Raw genomic sequence first — 20,122 nt, forward strand, 5'->3', positions numbered from 1 at the left:
CCGCCATGCACCGCCGTCAATTTCTGCAGCGCTTCCTCCAAGGCGCCGGCTGCTTCGCCGTTTCCGCCGCCATGCCCGGCTCACCCCGACTATGGGCCGCCACGGGTAAGCACGCCGCCGGGCGTTTCCATTTTCCGCAAGGCCTCGCGTCCGGCGACCCCACGCCCGACAGCATCATGTTGTGGACGCGCGTCGAGTCACTCACCGGCGAGACCGAGCCCATTCCGCTCGTCCTGCAGGTCGCCACCGATGACACTTTCCGCCGCGTAGTGGCCGAACGCACCGTGTTGGCAACACTCGGCAGCGATCACACCGTTCGTGTATTCGTGGATCAGCTACAGTCCGACACCCGCTACTATTACCGTTTCCGCGCCGGAGCCGATGTGACCGATCTGCTCGGTCGCACCCGCACTGCCCCCACCGCCACCGCCGACCGTCCGGTCAACCTCGGTTTCGCGTCCTGCCAGAGTTACGAAGGCGGCTACTACCACGCGTGGCGCACCCTCCTCAATGAGGACCTCGCCGCCACCGAGGCCGATCAACTCGACTTCGTGCTGCACCTCGGCGACTTCATTTACGAGGCGCTCGGCTATGGCGAGACGCGCAAAATCGAAAGCCTGCCCAGCGGCGGCGGCACCCCGCCCGAATGGGCCGGCGGCGTCTATGCCGTCACCCTCGAAGACTACCGGTTTCTCTACAAAACTTACCTCCGCGATCCCGATCTGCGCGCCGCCCGCGCCCGCTGGCCGTTCATCAACACGTGGGACGACCACGAGTTCTCCGACGATTGCTGGCAGTCGGTCTCGACCTATACCAACCAACCACTCGCCGAACAGCGCCGCAAAGTCGCCGCCAATCAAGCGTGGTTCGAGTTCATCCCCGCCGTCCTGTCCGACCATTCCGGCTCGGCTGGCATCTCCAACCAGGCCCACGATTTCAAACCCGCTTCGGTGCAGAACGCGCCACTCTCCGGTCGTGTCGACGACCACGGCTTGGACCAGGAAACCAACAACCTCAAGGCCCTCGCCACCCTGTCGATCTACCGGTCGTTTCGCTACGGCCAACATGTCGAACTCGTCGTCACCGATACCCGCTCGCACCGGTCCGCCCATCCCGTGCCCGCGGAGCTCAACCAACAGATTTCCGGTTCCGCCCGCTACGTCACCCCGTGGGAGATTATCAAAATCTTCGACGCCGGCCGCACGTTCAACGGCGGCAACCCTCCGGCCGAGATTCCGCTCGGTCCGGATAAAAGGATCCCCAACGTAAACCGCCACGCGCCCGCCGGCACCATGCTCGGCGCAGCGCAAAAGGCATGGTTCAAATCGACACTCAAAGCTTCCGACGCCACCTGGAAAATCTGGGGCAACTCCCTGCCTCTGCAGCCGCTCCGGCTCGACTTTCACCACCTCGATCCAGCCAAAGGCGCGGAGCTCGCCTTCACCACCGACTGCTGGGACGGCTACCCCAGCGAGCGAGCGGAGCTGTTGCAGTTCGTCGCCGACGAGAACATCCCGAATCTCATTTCCCTGACCGGCGATCACCATGCCCACTTCGCCGGCTCGATCGCGCCGGACTTCGATGCCGATGCTCCACATTGGGTCGGAGCCGAATTCGCCGTCGCGGGTATCAGTTCCCAAAGCGTGTTCGAAGGCGTGCTCGGCTACACCAAACCCGATAGCCCCTTGCGACCGCTGACAACATTCGACGCTCGCCCCTTCGGCCGTCCGGAAGCGCAAACCGACAACCTCAACACGTCCTTTCTCTGGGGCACCGCCGCAGCCATGACCGCCGCCCAAACCGGTGACTTGGGCAAAGCGTTGTCCGCCCGCAATCCTCGCCAAAACCGTCACCTCGCGTATTGCGACACGCATGCCTACGGCGTCGCGCGGGTGCGCATCGCCGCGGATCGCATTCACGTCGAACACATCGGTATCGAGCCTCCCCATCGGGACCGCGGAGAAAAAGGCGCGCTCATTCAGAGACGCGCCCGGTTCGAATTGCCCGCCTGGCCCGGCGACCAACCGGCCCCGAAACTATCCGCGCCCTCGTTCGAGGGTGAACTCCCGTTCCCTCTCGCATGATGCTTCGCCCCCTCTCCCTTCTTGTCGCCGGATGTGCCCTCATCAGCAGTTTGAACGGCACTCCGCCGCTGATTATCGCCCACCGCGGCGCCAGTGGCTACCTGCCCGAACACACGCTCGAGTCGGCGGCCTACGCTCACGCGTTGCACGCCGACTACATCGAGCAGGATGTGGTCATGTCGCGGGACGACGTGCTCGTCGTGCTGCACGATATCCATATCGATACCACCACCGACGTCGCGAGCCGCTTTCCCAAACGTCACCGCGCCGACGGACGTTTCTACGCCGTGGATTTCGATTGGGCCGAGCTCAAGTCCCTGTCCGTCCGCGAGCGCTTTAACCCTGCGACCGATCAACCCGTTTTCCCGGCACGGTTTCCCGCTACGCCAGCCGCGTTTCGTCTGTGCACAATGGAGGCACAACTCCAACTCATTGCCGGACTCAATCGCAGCACCTCACGCCGAGTCGGGGTATATCCGGAAATCAAGGCGCCGTCGTGGCATCACGCCGAGGGCAAAGACCCCGGCACCGCACTCATTTCCCTCCTTGCGAAATACGGTTACGCCAACGCCAACGATCCGGCATTCGTGCAGTGCTTCGAAGCCGATGAACTGGTTCGCCTGCGCGAGAGCACCGGCACCACGCTTCGTTTTGTGCAGCTCGTCGGGCAAGACAACGTCGACCTTCTCACCGCCACCAACCTGCCGCGTGTTGCTCGCTATGCCCAAGGTATCGGACCGCATATCGGTCAGGTGCTATACCACGACGGCACGCCCCGACCGACCGTAAATCTGGCGCATCAATTCGGGCTGGTCGTGCATCCCTACACGGTGCGCGCCGATGCCCTTCCCCCGGGCCTCACCGACATGAATACGCTCCTCGAACTCCTATTTGACGGAGCCGGTGTCGACGGCGTGTTTACGGATCACACCGACCGAGCAGTTGCGTTCCTCGCCCCATCGCGCCCTGACTAAGCGCGTGCCCTCCCGTCGCGAACCCGTCGTCAAACGCCTCAACCGTCATCTCTGGCTCGTGGAGCCATTGGAGGATGAACCGACGTTTTTGATCAAAGCCATGTTCGGCGGCAAAGCGGTCTACCTGCACGGTCGGTTCATCCTCTTTCTCGCCGACAAAGAAGAACCGTGGCGCGGCGTGCTCGTGCCCACCGAACGCGAACACCAACCGTCACTCATCGCAGACCGCCCCGCGCTCGCCCCGCACGAGATTCTCGGCAAATGGCTCTACCTGCCCGAGGCCGCCGACAGTTTCGAAACCGACGCCCAATGGCTGGTGCAGCGCGCCCGCGCCGGCGACGAACGCGTCGGCATCATTCCGCCGATGAAGCGGGCGCGAAAACGGAAGTCGCCCGCCTCTCGGCCGGGTCAGGGCAACTCGTAGATTTCCACCAGCGCTTCGCCAATCCCACCGTCGGCACCGCTGACTTGCGCGGTGTAAGCCCCCGGTTCCAACGTCACCACCAAGGCCGCGTCCAAACTCAATGACGTGAGGTCAAACGCGCCCGTTTTTTGGAAACTGGATTTGAGCCCCAGCGACCAATTGTCGTTGGATGCGACCAACAGGGCATTGTTCGGGTCCGCCGGGTCGCTCTTGTAGATTTTCAGCAACGGATCACCCAGGTAGCCCGTGATGCCGTAGTTGGCCAAGCCGGGTCCCACGGCCCGGATCAACATGTTTTTCGGATCGTCTCCGCTCACTACAAAACCCGCGATCAAGATGTCATTCCCCGTGCCGACTTGGTTGCGAGCGGACACATTGGCCAACCGCGTTTCATTGCTTTCTCCGATGTCGTAAACTTCGACCAAAACCGTTCCGCCTTCCGGTCCGTTCACACTGACGGTGCCCAGTCCGGACAGATCGACGCGCAAAGCCGCATCCTTGCTCCCGTCATCCAGTGCGAAGGCACCTAGTTCACCAAACGTCGTCGCCAGACTCGCTGACCAATCATCGTTCGCATCAATCTCCACGCCACTGGCGTTGTTGAACCCCAGACGCGGATCGGGCATGACACCGGCCACCCCGAAGCTGCCCAACGTGGGGCCAATCGCACGCACCAACAACGGCTTGCTGCCGCCGGTCATCACAAATCCCACCGCCAGGGTTTGAGCAGATGCCAAGGTCGTGCGCACCGAGAGGTTCGGTAGCCGGGCCGTCGGTGCCGCCAGCACTTTCAACGTCGTCGGCACACTTTGGGTGCCTCCGGATGCATTGATGGCCTCGACCTCAAATTGGTAACCGTCCATGGCCGGGGTCACTTCGCGCAACACCAGTGTCGGTGTGGACGACAACGAGGTATTATTGATCGAATCGAATTCGAATCGCGTGTCGGTCGCCAGAATGGGCTCAAAAGACGGCATGTCCGTCGTCGTCGACAAATACCACTGGTATTGCGGCGTCGGAACGCCCGTCACCTCCGCGCTAAGAAACAGATCGCCCCCTGCCAAGACCGCTACCTCGGCCGGCAGATTGCGAGTAAACTCCGGCCGGGAAGCAATCGTGCGCTCGGCCACGCCTGCGACCGCAGACACACTGATCAGGGTGTAGTATTGATTCGTGGTGCCGGAGTTAACCGTGCCCATTTGCACGGCGAACTGCATCCAAGCCACATCCGTATCATTGAGCTGAACCGCCATCGCATAGCGCCGTAGCTCATGTCGATCGATCTGCACGGCACCGGTGTTCACCGCCACACCGGCTAGGGCCCGGGTCGTCTCTCCTGCGACCCCCAGCGGGTCGGATCCCATGATCACATCATAACTCAACGTGCTGCCTTGATAGTTCGCCTGTATGAAACCGCCCACCTCGCGCATACTGATGGAAGGAATATCCACCAAAGCTCTCCGGTCGGACTCCTCAAAAACGGCTGCCTGTCCATTCAAGCGATAGGCATACTCCCCTTCAAACCCCACCAAACTTTGCGAAGGAAAGGCGCTTCGCGAGAGGATATACACCGCCGAACTGCCCTCGAAGGACTGCCCCTCCAAGCCGGCTTCATTCGACGTTCTCCAGGTGAGTGAAACCAACGAGGCGTATTCGCCATGCAGCGTGATCCGCACTTCTTCGCGCACCGTGGCATTCGGCTCAGAATCAGTCGGCAATACGCCGGAATAGATATCACCGACTCGCTCCAAGGTGAGGTCCAATACTTGAGTCTCCTCGGGGTCCACCACCGTCACCCGGTAGGCACCTTCCCCTGTCTCCTCAAAACTCATCGTGCCCGCATCGAAATTTTGGTCGTATTGCTTTTGGGGACCGCCTCGTCCTTCCGCGTAGATTCCTCGATAGAACCAATCACCCTCCAGGGATTGCGCGTGACCGACCAGACCCGCCAGGAGTCCTCCGAGTATCACTAGTTTAATCAAAAAAGACGCGAGCGATCGAAGGGGTAATTCGGACATGCCTTTGACTATCAGGGCATTAGGGATAATAGTTCAAGAACACATTCCTCTCGGCCCCGGCGGACCACTCCTGCTTCGACCGCGTCTCAAACCGATTCGCCTTACTCTTCCAACTCGACGTTCCAATACGCGAGGTCGAGGAAGTCCTTCCAGCGCTCGCGTTGTTTGTTGTTCAGCACGAGCGAAATGACCGGCCGCCATTTGGGTCGCACCGGTTTGCGGATGAGCCGCATGTGCGCCTGGTGCGGCAGCCGGTTGGCCTTGTGCGAATTGCACTTGATGCACGAACACACGATGTTCTCCCACGTCGTGCGCCCACCGCGATCGCGCGGGATGACGTGATCAAGATTCAAGTCTTCGCGCTTAAATATGCGGCCGCAATATTGGCAGGTGTCCTTGTCTCGCTGGAAAACATTACCCCGCGTGAGTTTGATCTCTTTGCGCGGCAGTTTGTCGAAAAACGTGAGCAAAATCACCCGCGGCAAACGCACCATGGTGTTGGGCGTGTGCACCGCATCCATCTCATCAAGCGGGGGATTATCGACGGAGAAATCCATCCAATCCATGAACGAGAACACGCGGAAGTCGTCGGTCGCGTGATGGATCACGGAAGCGTGCCCTCTCGCGAGCAGCCCAAAGGCGCGTTTCGCGCCGATGACGTTAACCGCCTGCCAAAGGCGATTTAAAACCAACACAGGTTGTTCCAAGACGGCTTCCATGTCGGGTCCCCGGAGTAGTGACCGACCGGAGACGTGTCAAGAAACACGCCGTGACGAGTGCGTCACGACCCCCTCATCGTTCTCTTTCCTCTTTATCTTTATCGCCGACGAGAGAAACCCCGCCCGACGCACAGGGAGAAAGGTTAAAGAGGAAAGAGAACGAGAACGACGGCCTCCGCGCCGGGCCTCAACCGGCCTCGGCCGCCGGAATCGGCTGCACCGTGACGCCCTTCATGCGGACCCCGGCGAGCTTTTGCAGCACGACATCGACGGCATCATCCGCGACATCGACGAGGGCATGCCGCTGTTTGATGTCGATCGCCCCCACGATGTTGGCGGGCAGTCGCGTGGCACCGGCAATTTTGCCGACCAGATCAGCCGGCGTAATCATTTGCTTTCGGCCGACATTGAAAAAGACCGTCGTGTAACCGGACTCCCGACCGGTCCGGCCCGGACGATCATAGGCTTCCTTTTCGGGATAACCACCGCGCCCGCGTTCGCCGCGATCACCACCGCGCTCGTATCCGCCGCCGCCGCCACCGCCGCGACGGTCGTCATCCCGACCCCCTCGCGAGGGAGCGGGGGCCGGTGCCGCGGGCTTGGGCTCGGCGCCGGCGTTCATCATGTGAATCAACGCCGAAGCAATGTCGGTGCTCAAGTAGCCTTGCTCCATCAAACGGTCGATCATCCGCTCGCGCTTCACAAATTTGCCCTCTTCCAACGTGCGGCGGAGTTTTTCGAAAAACGCATTCTCGCGTGCCTCTTCGACCTGATCGAGCGAAGGGATGCGCTCGCGCCGAATGTCGAGCCGCGCGTAGCGGATCATACCCTGCAGCTTGTAGATCTCGCGACCCGAAACGAACGTGAAAGCGCGGCCGGATTTGCCGGCGCGACCCGTGCGACCGACGCGGTGGGTGTAGTCCTCACCATCGTTGGGCAGGTCGTAATTGAACACGACTTCGAGATCGTCGACATCCAAACCGCGAGCGGCGACGTCGGTGGCGATGAGAAATTCAAAGCCCTTGCGCTTGAACTTCTCCGTCACGCGATTGCGTTGCACTTGGGAGATGTCGCCATGCAAACGGTCACAGGCGTAGCCCCGCGCGTGCAGCAGCTCGTTGAGCTCATCGACCATGATCTTGGTCGAACAAAACACGATGCCATGGCGGAAGTCGTGCAGATCGATCAAACGCGTCAGCGCCTCGACTTTGGAACGGCGGTCCACTTCGAAATACACTTGGTCCACGGACGGCGCGTTTTGCGCCTGCGCCTTGATCTCCACGGAGGCGGGGTTCGTGGTGTAGCGACTGATCATGTCGCGGATCAACTTCGGCATGGTGGCCGAGAAAAACAGCGACTGCCGTCCCGGAGGAGTGGTCTTGAGTATATGCTCGATGTCGTCACGGAAACCCATGTCGAGCATGCGGTCACACTCGTCGAGGATCACCATTTTAAGATTATCGAACGCGAGCGTGCCGCGCTCCATGTGGTCCATGACGCGACCCGGCGTGCCGATCACGATCTGGGCCCCGGCCTTCAGCGCCCGGTATTGGCGCTCGTAGCTTTGACCGCCGTAAATCGGCACCTCCATGACCCCGCGCTTGAAACCGGCGAGCTTGTTGACCTCCTCGGCCACCTGCACCGCCAACTCGCGGGTAGGGCACAGGATCAGGGCCTGCACGCGCTTCAATTTAGGGTCCACCATCTCGATCGCCGGGATAGCGAAAGCCGCAGTTTTGCCCGAGCCCGTGGCTGATTGTCCCACGACGTCCCGGCCTTCCAGCAACAGCGGGATGACAGCGGTTTGAATCGGGGAAGCCTCCTCAAAGCCCATCTTGTCGACGGCTTTGAGCACTTCGGGGGAGAGCCCGAGCTCCGCAAATTTACGTTTTTCCATAACCTGCCCTACCGTGGCATTTCCCCGCAAGCGATCAGAATTAAATAAAGCTGAGCACTCCGTTCTGACTTTTCCCTCGCATTCCCCTAAAAAACCGTCCGCCTCGCGGCATGCCTTTTAAAGAACTCGGGTTAAATGCCAATCTCGTCCAGGGCGTGCTCGCCATGGGTTATGGCGATCCCACGCCCATCCAACTGCGTGCCATTCCCATCGTGTTATCGGGCCGCGACCTCATTGGTTCGGCTCAGACCGGCACGGGCAAAACCGCCGCCTTCGCCCTGCCCGTGCTGCAGCGCCTCGGTAAACACAGTCGGGGCAACCCCCGCGTGCTCGTGCTCGAACCGACCCGCGAACTCGCCGCCCAGGTCGAAACCGCCTTCCGCGATCTCGGCCGTTTCGGCGACATGACCGCCACCGTGCTCCACGGCGGCGTGGGCTACGGCCGCCAACGCGAAGCCCTGCGCAACGGCAGCGACATCGTCATCGCGACGGTGGGCCGCCTGATGGATTTCATTCAGGAAAAGGAAATCGACCTGCGCGACATTGAGGTGCTCATCCTCGACGAGGTCGACCGCATGCTCGACATGGGCTTCATCCGCGACGTCAAACGCATCGTCGAGCTCTGCCCCAAGTCCCGCCAGACGTTGTTCTTCTCGGCCACCGTGCCTCCCGAGATCGAGGAAGTCGCCAAGTTTGCTCTGCGCGACCCGGCCCGCGTTGTCATCGGTCGCACCCGCTCCGTGAATGAGTCAGTCAAACACGCGCTGTTCCCGATCGCCTACGACCAGAAATTCGATCTGTTGCTCGCGCTGCTGGAGAAGGAAGACTTCCAAAGCGTCATCATCTTCTCACGCACCAAACACGGGGCCGACCGCATCGCCCGCAAGCTCAAGTCCGCCAAGCATTCCGTCGCGGTGCTTCACGCCAACCGCTCCCAGGGTCAACGCACCACCGCGCTCGAAGGCTTCAAAAACGGCCGCTACGAAATCATGGTCGCGACCGACATTGCCGCCCGCGGCATCGACGTCTCCGGCGTGTCGCACGTCATCAACTACGACGTGCCGGAAAACCCCGAAGACTACGTGCACCGCATCGGACGCACCGGCCGCGCCATGGCAGTCGGCGATGCCTACATGCTGGCCATCCCCGAAGAAGGTGGCGACGTGCACGACATTGAACGTTTTATCGGCGCCCGCATCCCGCAACTCACCCTCGAGGACTTCGCTTACGAACGCGGCCGCCCCCCCGTGGTCGACACCAGCCGACCCTTCAAAAACCCCCGTCGCGGCAAGAACGGTGGTCAAGGCGGCGGCGGAAATCGTGGTGGCGGTGGTGGTCACCAAGGTGGTGCTGGTGGCGGTCGCCAAGGCGGTGGCGGTGGCGGTGGCGGCGGTGGTAGTGGAGGCGGCAATCGTCCTCGCTCCAATCAAGCGCCCAAAGGCTCACGCCCCTCCGCGGGCAAACCCAAGGGTTCGTCAAACGCCCCCCGCCCGAGCAAGCCCGCCAGCCGCCTCCGCCGCGGCCGGTAAAACCGGTAGAGACGGCTCGCCGAGCCGTCCGCTCCTGCCCCTCAGTCCAGTCCGCTCGTTCGTCGCCTGCCCCTACACGCGATTCGGGCCGGCAGGCGGGCCGACAGCCTGCGGCTGCGTTCGGCGAACGCGCCCTACCTTTCCCCGGCGGGCGGGTTTGCTCGCGTCACATTGGCGATGGCGTCACGCCAATTTGGATACGTCTGCGCCAGTTCAGCCCGGTCACCGAGTTCGAAATCCTCCCAGCGAAACTCCGGCGCCATGATACAGGAGACCAGTGCCCAACGGCCCCCGGCCACCAACTTGGTGCCCTGCCACACTCCTGCTGCAACCACATCCTGCAGTCGGCTTCCCATGGCCAAATGGGAGCCCAACAGCACCCACTCACCGTGGCCGTCCGGGTAAAGCCGCAGCGACTCCAGCGAGTCTCCCGCGTGCCAGCACCAGATCTCATCGGTGGTGAGCCGATGCAGGGCCGAAAACGCGTCCGGCGTGAAGAGCGCATAGATGACCGAATACGCCCGCGTGGCTTCGGCCGTGCTCTCCACCTGCTTCACCCATAGACCCGACTCCGCCGTGCGCCGAAAATAGCCGCCTTCCTGGTCCAGCGGCTGCAAATCCAGCGCCTTCACCACTTGGGCCGCCGTGTGTGTTTCGCTCGAAAATTCATGCGATTCCAGCATGTCTCTCAGCATCGCGGTTGCTCCCACCCGGTCAACGCACGAACCCGTGCAATGCGATTGCCGCGCGCCTATCCCTCCTCCAGCCTCCCCTCCATGAACAAGGTGAACCTGCGCGATATTGCCGAGGAAACATCTGCTTCGCCCAAAGGAACTTTTGGCGCTGTCTACCAAGGATTGTCCCTCGCCCTCGGCCGTGATGAAACCTCGACCGACTTGCTCAAACGCCACCCGTTCGATGTCGAGGTTGTGCGTGTGCCCGCGGGCAAGGCCATCTGTCCCTACCACTCCCATTCCGCCCAATGGGAATTTTTCCACGTCATCAGTGGCCGGGGCTCGGTTCGCCATGCCGATGGCGTGACGGAACTGGGGGCCGACGACGCGTTTCTCTTTAAACCCGGCGAACCTCACCAGATCCGGGCGGCCGATGAACAGGAAATCGTGCTCTTCGTCGTCGCCGACAACCCGATCGGCGAATCCTGCCACTACCCCGACAGCGGCAAATGGTTGGTGCGCTCGCCGGAACGGCGGCTCATTCGGTCGGAAAATTTGAACTACTTCGACGGCGAAGAGTAGAGGCGTCCCCGAGGTCAGCCCGCCCTGGCATACTGTTCCTGCCACTAAACCAGCCCGCCAAACGCGATTCAGTGAGTCACGACGTGGGCGAGGAACTGCTGAAGGCGCCTCTACCGGCTGCCCGAACTTGAACCTCATGAACCGGTTTAAACCGGTTGTAACCTTGCCTTGGTGATGAAATTTCACTGCGCTCCCGAGGTGCGTTTAAGACACTTCGGACTTTCTCTGCTGGTCGCCGCCAGCTCCGGTCTCCTGTTGGCGGAGAATGATTGGATACCCGAGGTGGACGGCCTGCCGCTCGATCCCGCGATTCATGCCCGCACCCTTCCCTCCGGTCTGCGCTACCTGCATGCTCAGCATGCCGATCCCAACCAACACGTAAGTCTGCGACTCATCGTCCAGGCCGGCTCCAATGACGAGGCCGACGACGAGCTCGGCTACGCCCATTTCGTCGAGCACATGGCGTTCAACGGCACCCGCAATTTTCCCGGCGAAACCCTTGGCGCAAAACTCGCCGAAGCCGGCATCCGTTTTGGCCCCGAGGTCAACGCGTTCACCATGCCGGCACTTACGGTTTATCAACTCGATCTGTCCCACTACGATCCGGAGACGTTCGAACTCGCGCTCCAGGTGATGCGCGACTGGTCCGACGGTATTCAATTCGACCGCAAACAGGTCCGGCGTGAGCGCAAGGTCATCCTCGCCGAGATGCAGGCGCGCGGCATCATCGCCGGCGCGTTCACCAAAGAACGCATGAAGTTTGTCTACCCGGATCATCCGCTCGGGCAGCGTTTTGTCGGGGGCACCTTGCAAAGCATCGACCGCGCCGAGGACGACGGTCTCAAGGGTTACTACGACCGGTGGTATCGACCGGACAACATGGTCCTCGTGGTGGTGGGCGACATGCCGACGGCCACCGTCACCGCCGGGATCGACCGTCACTTTGCTTCCTTTACCAACAACACGCCACTGCCGCCGCGAGCGTTTCGCCCCGTGGCAGCCAATCCGACCAAACCGCGTCTGCACTGGACCCAGATCGGCCCCATCAAGTCGTTCAATTTTCAGATCGTGCACACGCGCCCGATGCCCACCACCGCCTCGATCGAGCAGAGCCGTCATTCCCTCGCCACCCAGGTCGTGCTCGCCGCCATGCAGGCCCGCTTCAACCGCCTGATCTACACCGCCGGGAGCGAGGTGAAACAACTCAGCGTGCAAACCGCCGCCCCGTCCCCCGATGTTTTGGAACTCACCTTCCACGCCGAGGGTAAACCGGAGAATTGGGAAAACCTGCTCCTCACCCTCAACCGCGAACACCGCCGCCTGATCAAACATGGCATCCTGCAAATCGAGCTCGATGAAGCCCGTGACGTGATGCTCAAGCGACTCGAGTTCGCCGGTCGATTTGCCAAATCGGAATCCGCCAGCACCTACGCCGCCCGCATGCTGGAAGCCGTCATGCTCAACTCGGGCGCGCCTTCGGCTGATACCCAGATCGCCTTTGCCAAGGAGGTCCTGCCCACCCTCACCATTGATGATTGCCGCGCCGCGGTGGCGGACTTTTTGGAGACCGGTTTCGCCCGCTACTTCATCTACGGTGACCTCGCTTCGGCCGGCGCCAGCCAAGACCTCGTGGCCACCCTGCAAACGGGCATGCGTGAGGACGTAACCGAGCCGTTGATTTCACCCCAGGTGCCATTTCTCTACCACGACTTCGGGCCCGTCGGCACCGTGACTCACCACGATCACGACAAGGAGACTGACGTGCATCAGGTCACGTTCGCCAATGGCGTGCGCTTCAACTTCAAGCGCACCGACTTCGACCAACAAACGATGTCGGTCGTTCTCCGTTTGGCGCCCGGCGGCCAGTTGGCCACGCCTCCCGGCCAGCCCGGCATGCCGCACGTAGCCGCCGCAGCCTTGATCGAAGGCGCCCTCGGTGATCTCAATTTTGAGAGCCTCGGTCGAGCCCTCAACGGCCGCACCGTGCGCGTCGATTTCAATGTCGAGGAAGACTCCCTGTCCTTCAACGGCACGGCGGACCGGGAGCAGGTCGATTTGCTGATGCAATTGATCACGGCCTATCTGACCGATCCCGCGTTGGAGGCAGGCGCGGTGAGCCGAGCCCTGACCCGGGTCAACGATCGGGCTGAATCCAGTCTCGAAGTGCCTGAAACCGCCATGGGCCTGAACCTCATGAGCTTGCTCACTGGCGAAGACCCGCGCTTTGCCGCTCCCCCGACCGATGGAACCATCGCTTTCTCTGCCGCGGAGCTGCGGGCCTGGCTGCTGCCTCAGCTCGAACAACTCCCCATCGAGTTCAGCATGGTGGGCGATATCGTGCCCGACGAAGCGATCGCCGCCGTCGCTCGCACGTTGGGTGCCTTGCCCTCGCGTCAGAGCCCGAAGCCCCGGCGTGCGTTGTCATGGAACACCGAGTCACGCGTCGAAAAAATCGAGTGCAAGAGTCCCGATCGGCGAGGCGCGGTTGCCGTGATCTATCCCGTTCGACTTCCCGCCGATAACGTCAGGGCGCGCCGCGAACTGGAGCTGCTCACCCACGCCTTCGAGGCCGAGAACCTGAAACGTCTGCGCGAGGCCATAGGCATCACCTACAGCCCCGATACCCGCTATTGGTATAGTGAGTCCGATCCTCAGCAGGCTTTCATCCAGGCCAGCATGATCACCGACAGTCGTATGATGAAAAAGGCTTCCGGCGAGGTCAGGCGCCTGGCCAACCGGCTACGCAAATCCGGCATCGACGACGAACTCATGATGCAAGCCCGCAACCCCACCCTCGACAGCGTGAACGACCAATTGCGAGGGAACACCTATTGGCTCTATGGCGTGCTCGACCGTCTCGCGGCCAATCCACAGCAGCTCGACTACGCCCGCTCTCGGCGGACCGACCTCGAATCGATCACCAAGGAGCGGCTGACCGAACTGGCCAACGAAGTGCTGAACAGCAAAAACGCCATCCAAGTGCTCGTCGGCCGCCACTAAGTCGCGACCTCAAGGATAGGGCGCGCTCGTCGAGCGCGCCTCCTTAGCCGGGACACGGCTGGCTCGACGCGGCAGTTGGCTTCGCCATCTCCGTCCCGCCGCCGGGCACCCCGTCGGCGAAATCGCCCCCACCTTTCGGGTCTCAACTTTCCGGCGGAAACCGGGCGACGAACTTGGCGCCTTCTCCCGGCGTGGAATCGGCGAACAGCTGGCCGCCGTGCATCGAAACCAGAGTGTGAGTCAGGGACAGTCCCAGCCCGGTCGAAGTCTCGCCACCGGTGGGCGTCGCACTGAGCCGTCGAAAGCGTTGAAAGAGCGCCGCCCGGTCCTCTTCCGTCAAACCGGGACCTTCGTCTTCGACTTCAAGCCGCACCCGGGCACCGCCGTGCACCGTGACCCAGACGGTCGATCCGGCGGGTGAAAACTTGAGCGCGTTGTCCACCAGGTTTTCCACCACCTGGCGCAACCGCGCCGGGTCACCAAGGATGCGACAGGAGTCGGGCTCCTCCACCCTGAACCGCACCTGCTGCCGCTTGCGGGCGGCGCGATCGGTAAACTCCGGGATCTGGGCGCCGACCCCTTGCGCGAGGTCCAGTGATTCGGGTCGCAACTTGAGTTCACCGGTCTCGGATTCCGAGGTATCAAGGAGGTCCTGCACGAGCTCAAACATGCGCTGGCTTTCCTGCCGTATGGCTTCGATACGGTCGCCGACATGGGGGTCCGCCCTGCCTTCGCGCTTAATCAGGTCGGCGGTCATCATGATTCCAATGAGCGGAGTTTTCAGATCGTGGGACGCCAGATCGAGCAGGCGGGATTTAAGCGCGGTGGCTTGCTCGGCGGCGTCGCGAGCGCGACGGGTTTCCTCCAGAATCCGTTTTTCGGCGCGGGCCTGAGTCCGTTGACGGCCGATGATCGCCAACACCGCGATGCCGCCCAGCGCGATGAATACCGCCAAACCGTAGCGCTGTTGGCTGGTGCGGCTCAACTCGGCGTGGGTGAGCGCCAACGAGGCGGCTTGGCGTTCTTGCTCCGCTTTGAGTTCACTGATTTCGAACAACCGTTTTTCGGCGGCAAACTCCTCGCGAAGTTTGGTCAGGGTGACGGCGGTTTTTTCCCCATAAACCAATTGCTTTTCACGTTCGGCTCGTCGCTGGAAATCCAAGGCCTGCCGATAGTCGCCATGAGCCGCGTGGGCGTCGCTGAAAGCCGTGTAAATATTGCTCCACAATTCATGACTTTCGAGCGGGTCTCCGATCACGGCGGCCGCATCCAAATGCTCCAGCGCCTCCGCCGGACGACCAAGTGCCGTGAGCGATCGCGCCACCAACATGTGTCCCGAGGCCAGCAGGCGCGGCACGCCGAGCGCTTCGCGCAAGGCCAGCGCCTGGAGATTCAGTTCGAGGGCAGTCGTATGATTTCCCGCCGAGGTTTCAATCGTGGCGAGATTGACCAAGGCGTTGGCGATCCCCCGCCGGTTACCGTTGGCGGTGCGCAGCGCCAGATTCGCCTGCAACATCGCGCGCGGTTCTTCGACTTCGCCCTGCTCGTGCAGCAGCAACGCCAGATTGTTGAGAATCTTCGGGCGCAATTCGTCATCGCCGTCGGCTTCCGCCAACCCGAGGCCTGCCCGGTAGAGCGCAATCGCCTCCTCGGGCGCGTCTTGGTTGCTGGCGACGATGCCCCGATTGTTGAGCACGTGGGCGAGCAACCAGCGGTCATTGAGCGCTTCGGCCTCGCGTTGCACGGCAAGGAACGTGGTCTCGGCGGCGGCGTATTTGCCCTGGTTCCACGCCACGCGCCCCCGATAGTAGTGCAGTCGAGCGCGCGCCGCGCGTGTTTCGGGGGTGGCGGGATGGGCCAGTCCAGCCTCCAGGACCGCCACGGATTCGGCATAGGCACTGTGTCGGCGCAACGCATCACCGAGCTGGGCGCGCGCGGTCAGTTCGTATTCGAGCGTGCCGGACGAAAGCGCCAGCGCGAGAGCTTGGCGGGCCGTGGCGATGCTGCGTTCCGGTTGATTCGCGGCCAGTTTGGCGGACTCATCTATCAGCATTTGAATCTGCTGCGCGACCTCGTCCGGGGTTTCCGTCGCCGTGTGGCCTTCGAGTGCTGTCACCGACAACATCCCCAACAATACGACAAACTGCAGAATTCTACTCGGCATGGGCGAGGCTCGCGGCGTTGCCCGCAGCACGAAACGGCAGGACCGCGTTGGCAAGCTTTTCAGTTGCGGAAATATCATTCAATCTGCGTTTTACGAAGCAATGCCCCGTTCGGATTCCTCGCCCCGCATTCTGGTCGCCGACGATCATGTCCTGATTCGCGAAGCCATTCCCAACACCATCCGCCAACACCTGCCCGGCGCGACTTTCGCGCTCGTGGGCGATGCGACCGCGACGCTGAAGGCGGTGACCACCAGCTCGTGGGACCTCGTGGTATTGGATCTGGGTCTGCCGGGCAGTTGTGAAATGGATACGGTCCGAGCGCTGCGTGAGCGGTGCCCCGCCTTGCCCATTCTGGTATTCACCATGTTCCCCGAATCCAAAATGGGGGCCGCCGCCATCGAGGCCGGAGCCTCGGGCTATTTGTGCAAAACCGCCGACCTCGCCGCCTTGGTCCAAGCCACCATCACCCTTTTGGAGGGTCGGCGCTACCACAGTGAAAAACTCGGCCGCCAACTTGCCCAACGCAGCACTGCACGTCGGGGAAATCTCTCCGCGCTATCGCCCCGCGAGGTCGAAGTGCTCACCCAGCTCGGGGCGGGTCTCTCCAACAAGGAAATCGCGGCGCAACTCGATTTAGCCGTCTCGTCGGTCGGCACCTACCGCGCTCGTCTTCTCGAGAAACTCCAACTGCGCACCACGGCCGACCTGCTGCGTTTCGTGGTCGAACATGGCTTGCACGACCGCTGATCCCGCTCCTCAACGCACCTGCAGGGTGTCGCCGCCGAAGGTGAGATCGAGGGACGGCACCACGACGGCCTTGCGGTCGCCGTCCTTGTGCACGCGACCGGCGATCCAGGCGTCGTAGCCGGTCGCTTGAGCCGCGGCGAGGGCCGCGTCGGCATCCTTGGGATCCACATAGGCAGCGAAGCCGATGCCCATGTTGAACGTGGCGTAGGCTTCGCGCAGCTCGATGGGGCCCTTTTCCATGAGAAATTTAAACAGCGCCGGCTCGGGCCGCACATTCGTGATTTCGTAAACGAACGGCTCGTCGAGACGCATCAGTTTGCGCCAGCCGTGGCCGGTGACGTGGGAAACGTAATTCAGCGTGATACCGCGCTGCTGACACTCACGCACGAACTTCACGTAGATGACCGACGGGGCGAGCAGGCCTTCACCGTAGGTGCGATCATCACCGTGACCGAGCGGTGTGGCGTAACCGTCGGGCAGGTTGTCGGCGATCTTGCGGCACAGGGTGAGGCCATTGGTCTGCACGCCGGATGACGCGAGGAAAAGGATGCTGTCGCCGTCCTTGGCCTCGCCGGTGATGCGCAGGCTTTTCGGTGCGATACGCCCGACCGCCGAACCCGCGAGACAGATGCTTTGTGGTTCAATGATGCCCTTGAGCGTCGGCGTTTCGCCTCCGCCCCAGACCGCCCCGGACATGCGGCAAGCTTCCGCCCAACCGTCGACCAGCGCCTGCGTGCGCACGGCGTCTCCAAACCAGCTCGAATCGCCCACCGCCGCGTGCATCGCGAGCGAGGTCGGCAGGGCGCCGCAGGTGATGAGGTCGTTGACGATGGTGGCAACCGTATCGATGGCGACTTCGCGGTAGAAGCACTTACCCGACTGCGCGTAGACAGCGTCGGCGACGAGATTCTTGGTGCCCAGACCTTCCTCCACGTGGGCGAGAAAATGGTCCTCGGCCTCCATAAGGTAGCAGCTCTCACCGCGCGTCTCGGCGGGCTCGCTGTAACCGTGAGCCGTCAGCAGATCGGCCGTGGTCTTGGCGGCCTTTTGGCAGGCGCGCTTGAAGGCATCGAGTTCATCGTAGCGGACACCCGCGGATTCGTAGGAAAGGCTCATGAGATTGGGGATTTTTGAATCTCGATTTTCGAATCTGGTTCAGGATTCCGCGCCGGAGTGGCCCATCCAAAATCCAGAATCAAAAATCGAGAATTCCATCAGTAGGATCGGGCGGTGGATTTCTCGAAGTAGTTGATGTAGGCTTGGTTCACGACGCGGTAACCGCCGGCGGTGGGGAAATTACCGGTAAAATACCAGTCGCCGGAATGATTCGGCACGGCGGCATGGAGATTTTCCACGGTCTGGTAAATCACCTCCACATCGCCCGCCCAATCGACATTGGTCGGATAGACAATGCGGCTGATGCGCGCCGAAATTTCCTCGGGCGTGAACCGGTCGTAGATCTTTTTGACGTGGTTGACCGACTCGCCTTTGGCCACGGCTTCGCGACAGAGCCGATAAACATCGGCCAGAAGTTCTTCCTGGCCCGTTTCCTTGATCAGGAGAACCGCCGCTTCAAAGGCGATGAATTTGCCGATCTCCGACATGTCGATACCGTAACAGTCCGGATAACGAATCTGGGGAGCGGTGGATACGACGATGATCTTGCGCGGATTGAGCCGGGTCAGAATGCGCAGGATGGATTTGCGCAGTGTGGTGCCGCGCACGATCGAGTCGTCGACGCACACGAGGTTGTCCTTGCCCGCCACCACGGAGCCGTAGGCGATGTCGTAAACGTGGCTGGCGAGGTGGTTGCGCAGGCCCTCCTGACCGATAAACGTGCGCAGCTTGATGTCTTTGGAGATGACCTTTTCCGAACGCGGCCAATTGCGCAAAATCAGGTTGTCGAGGTGCTCCTCCGTGAGCTCGCCCGCTTGGGAGGCGCGTAGAATCTCGTCTTTCACCTCCGTGCGCCGACGCTCGCGCAGGGCCGAGACGAGCCCGTAGTAGGCGATCTCGGCGGTGTTGGGAATGAAGCTGAACACCGAGTCGCCCCAATTGTGGTCGACCGACTCGATGACTTGGTCGGCGAGCCGCGCTCCGAGGGCTTTGCGCTCGCGGTAGATGTCGATGTCATTGCCGCGGGAAAAGTAGATGCGCTCGAACGAGCACGACGTGCGCGGCAGCGGCTCACGGAACGGCTTCGACGTCACCTCCCCGTTCTTCTTGATGACCATGACGTGACCGGGCGTCATTTCCTCGACGGTTTCGAGCTCCGCGTCGAAGACGGTCATGAGCGGAGCTCGCTCGGACGCGACGGCGAAAACTTCGTCGTCCTCGTAATAAAACGCCGGCCGGATGCCCGAGGGATCGCGCACAATGAAGGCGTCGCCATTGCCCACCGCCCCGGCGAGCACGTAACCGCCGTCCCACTTTTCGCCCGCGCGACTAATGACGCGGTGCAGGTCGAGGTCGCGGCTGATTTGGGCGGAAATCTCGCGCCCGGGCAGTTTCTTGGCGCGTAAGTCGCGGTAAATATCTTCGTGTTCCTCATCGAGGAAGAAGCCGACTTTTTCCAACAACGCCTGGGTATCGGTGGCGAAAATCGGGTGCTGGCCCATCGCGATCAGGTTGCGATTCAACTCGGATGTGTTGGTAAGGTTGAAATTGCCGCACAACGCGAGATTACGGGTCGGCCACGGGCTGCGCCGGAAAAACGGATGGCACGAGCTCATGTTATAACCCCCGCTGGTGCCGTAGCGCAAATGGCCCAGCAGCAGTTCGCCGCCAAAATCGAACTGCTCCTTCACCGTCTTGGCGAACTCGGGATGGGCGTCGCCCTTATCGACGAGCTTGTTGTATTCCCCCAGCAGGCGCTTGAAAATCTTGGCCAACGGATCGGACTTCACGCACCGTTCCCGAAACATAAACGGCTCACCCGCAGGCACATCGTGCTTCACACAGGCCACGCCGGCGCCATCCTGCCCTCGATTGTGCTGCTTTTCCATCAGCAGAAACAACTTGGTGAAACCCCAGAGCGGCGTGCCGTATTTCTCCTGATAATACTGGAGCGGCTGCTTCAGCCGCACCATGGCAATACCGCACTCGTGTGTCAGCTTATCGCTCATGGGGAGCCCAAGTGATGAAGTCGCGGCAAAGCGCCGCGGGTGAAGACGAGGCCGACATGGGGGCCATGGTTTCAGGTGTGTTTCTCACGGACGATAAAGGCCCGTAATCACGGGGCGCAGGCTGAACCGGTCAACGGCTTTTTCCCCGTTTGCCACTAAATCGTCACGAGACCACCGCCCCGCT

The 20,122-nt window shown here is 61.8% G+C and carries 14 protein-coding genes; 7 read left to right on the top strand and 7 right to left on the bottom strand.

Translation table 11 applies throughout. The features are described 5' to 3' along the window. Positions 1–5 precede the first annotated feature (5 nt). From PXH66_RS13960 to PXH66_RS13970, 3 genes are read left to right on the top strand one after another with little or no spacing between them, the layout of a single operon-like run. On the top strand, positions 6–2,084 hold the full coding sequence (locus tag PXH66_RS13960) for an alkaline phosphatase D family protein (RefSeq protein WP_330929181.1): 2,079 nt from the start codon (positions 6–8) through the stop codon (positions 2,082–2,084). Then, positions 2,081–3,058, top strand: coding sequence for a glycerophosphodiester phosphodiesterase (gene glpQ, locus PXH66_RS13965; RefSeq protein ID WP_330929180.1), 978 nt, complete (start codon positions 2,081–2,083; stop codon positions 3,056–3,058). The genes PXH66_RS13960 and glpQ overlap by 4 nt, the downstream gene beginning before the upstream one ends. Before the next feature lie 4 nt (positions 3,059–3,062). Next, a complete protein-coding gene (locus PXH66_RS13970; RefSeq protein WP_330929179.1) occupies positions 3,063–3,482 on the top strand; it encodes a hypothetical protein in 420 nt (139 codons plus the stop codon). Here PXH66_RS13970 and PXH66_RS13975 read toward each other — a convergent pair. The 3 genes from PXH66_RS13975 to PXH66_RS13985 form a co-directional block, all read right to left on the bottom strand. Then, a complete protein-coding gene (locus PXH66_RS13975) occupies positions 3,467–5,452 on the bottom strand; it encodes an immunoglobulin domain-containing protein (RefSeq protein ID WP_330929178.1) in 1,986 nt (661 codons plus the stop codon). The two genes, PXH66_RS13970 and PXH66_RS13975, sit on opposite strands and share 16 nt — an antisense overlap. 149 nt (positions 5,453–5,601) lie before the next feature. Beyond that, positions 5,602–6,219 (bottom strand): HNH endonuclease, encoded by a 618-nt coding sequence (locus PXH66_RS13980; protein WP_330932049.1) that lies wholly within the window; start codon positions 6,217–6,219, stop codon positions 5,602–5,604. Positions 6,220–6,406: 187 nt separating this feature from the next. Next, positions 6,407–8,116 (bottom strand): DEAD/DEAH box helicase, encoded by a 1,710-nt coding sequence (locus tag PXH66_RS13985; RefSeq protein WP_330929176.1) that lies wholly within the window; start codon positions 8,114–8,116, stop codon positions 6,407–6,409. Positions 8,117–8,226: 110 nt separating this feature from the next. Here PXH66_RS13985 and PXH66_RS13990 point away from each other — a divergent pair, with 110 nt between their 5' ends. Continuing rightward, entirely contained in the window at positions 8,227–9,645 is a 1,419-nt protein-coding gene (locus tag PXH66_RS13990; RefSeq protein ID WP_330929175.1) for a DEAD/DEAH box helicase, read from the top strand. Between the two features lie 134 nt (positions 9,646–9,779). Here PXH66_RS13990 and PXH66_RS13995 read toward each other — a convergent pair whose 3' ends face one another. Next, positions 9,780–10,328, bottom strand: coding sequence for a cupin domain-containing protein (locus tag PXH66_RS13995; RefSeq protein ID WP_330929174.1), 549 nt, complete (start codon positions 10,326–10,328; stop codon positions 9,780–9,782). Positions 10,329–10,421: 93 nt separating this feature from the next. On the opposite strand from PXH66_RS13995, the gene PXH66_RS14000 reads away from it, so the two are divergent. Together PXH66_RS14000 and PXH66_RS14005 are read left to right on the top strand one after the other, a co-directional pair. Next, positions 10,422–10,901, top strand: a complete 480-nt coding sequence (locus PXH66_RS14000) for a cupin domain-containing protein (protein WP_330929173.1) — start codon at positions 10,422–10,424, stop codon at positions 10,899–10,901. Between the two features lie 174 nt (positions 10,902–11,075). Further along, positions 11,076–13,901 carry a M16 family metallopeptidase gene (locus tag PXH66_RS14005; protein ID WP_330929172.1) on the top strand — a complete coding sequence of 942 codons (2,826 nt, stop codon included), beginning with the start codon at positions 11,076–11,078 and terminating at the stop codon, positions 13,899–13,901. Between the two features lie 142 nt (positions 13,902–14,043). Here the strand turns inward: PXH66_RS14005 and PXH66_RS14010 are convergent, their stop codons facing one another. Continuing rightward, entirely contained in the window at positions 14,044–16,065 is a 2,022-nt protein-coding gene (locus PXH66_RS14010) for an ATP-binding protein (RefSeq protein ID WP_330929171.1), read from the bottom strand. Positions 16,066–16,165: 100 nt separating this feature from the next. Between PXH66_RS14010 and PXH66_RS14015 the strand changes: the two genes are divergently transcribed. Next, positions 16,166–16,813, top strand: coding sequence for a response regulator (locus PXH66_RS14015; protein ID WP_330929170.1), 648 nt, complete (start codon positions 16,166–16,168; stop codon positions 16,811–16,813). Between the two features lie 9 nt (positions 16,814–16,822). On the opposite strand, the gene PXH66_RS14020 is transcribed toward PXH66_RS14015, so the two are convergent. Together PXH66_RS14020 and PXH66_RS14025 are read right to left on the bottom strand one after the other, a co-directional pair. Further along, positions 16,823–17,929: an AIR synthase-related protein gene (locus tag PXH66_RS14020; protein WP_330929169.1), complete on the bottom strand. Its 1,107-nt coding sequence runs from the start codon at positions 17,927–17,929 to the stop codon at positions 16,823–16,825. Positions 17,930–18,027: 98 nt separating this feature from the next. Next, positions 18,028–19,938: an amidophosphoribosyltransferase gene (locus PXH66_RS14025; RefSeq protein WP_330929168.1), complete on the bottom strand. Its 1,911-nt coding sequence runs from the start codon at positions 19,936–19,938 to the stop codon at positions 18,028–18,030. Positions 19,939–20,122 lie beyond the last annotated feature (184 nt).

Origin of the sequence: Synoicihabitans lomoniglobus (assembly GCF_029023725.1) — a bacterium.
GTDB classification, from domain to species: Bacteria; Verrucomicrobiota; Verrucomicrobiia; order Opitutales; family Opitutaceae; genus Actomonas; species Actomonas lomonigloba.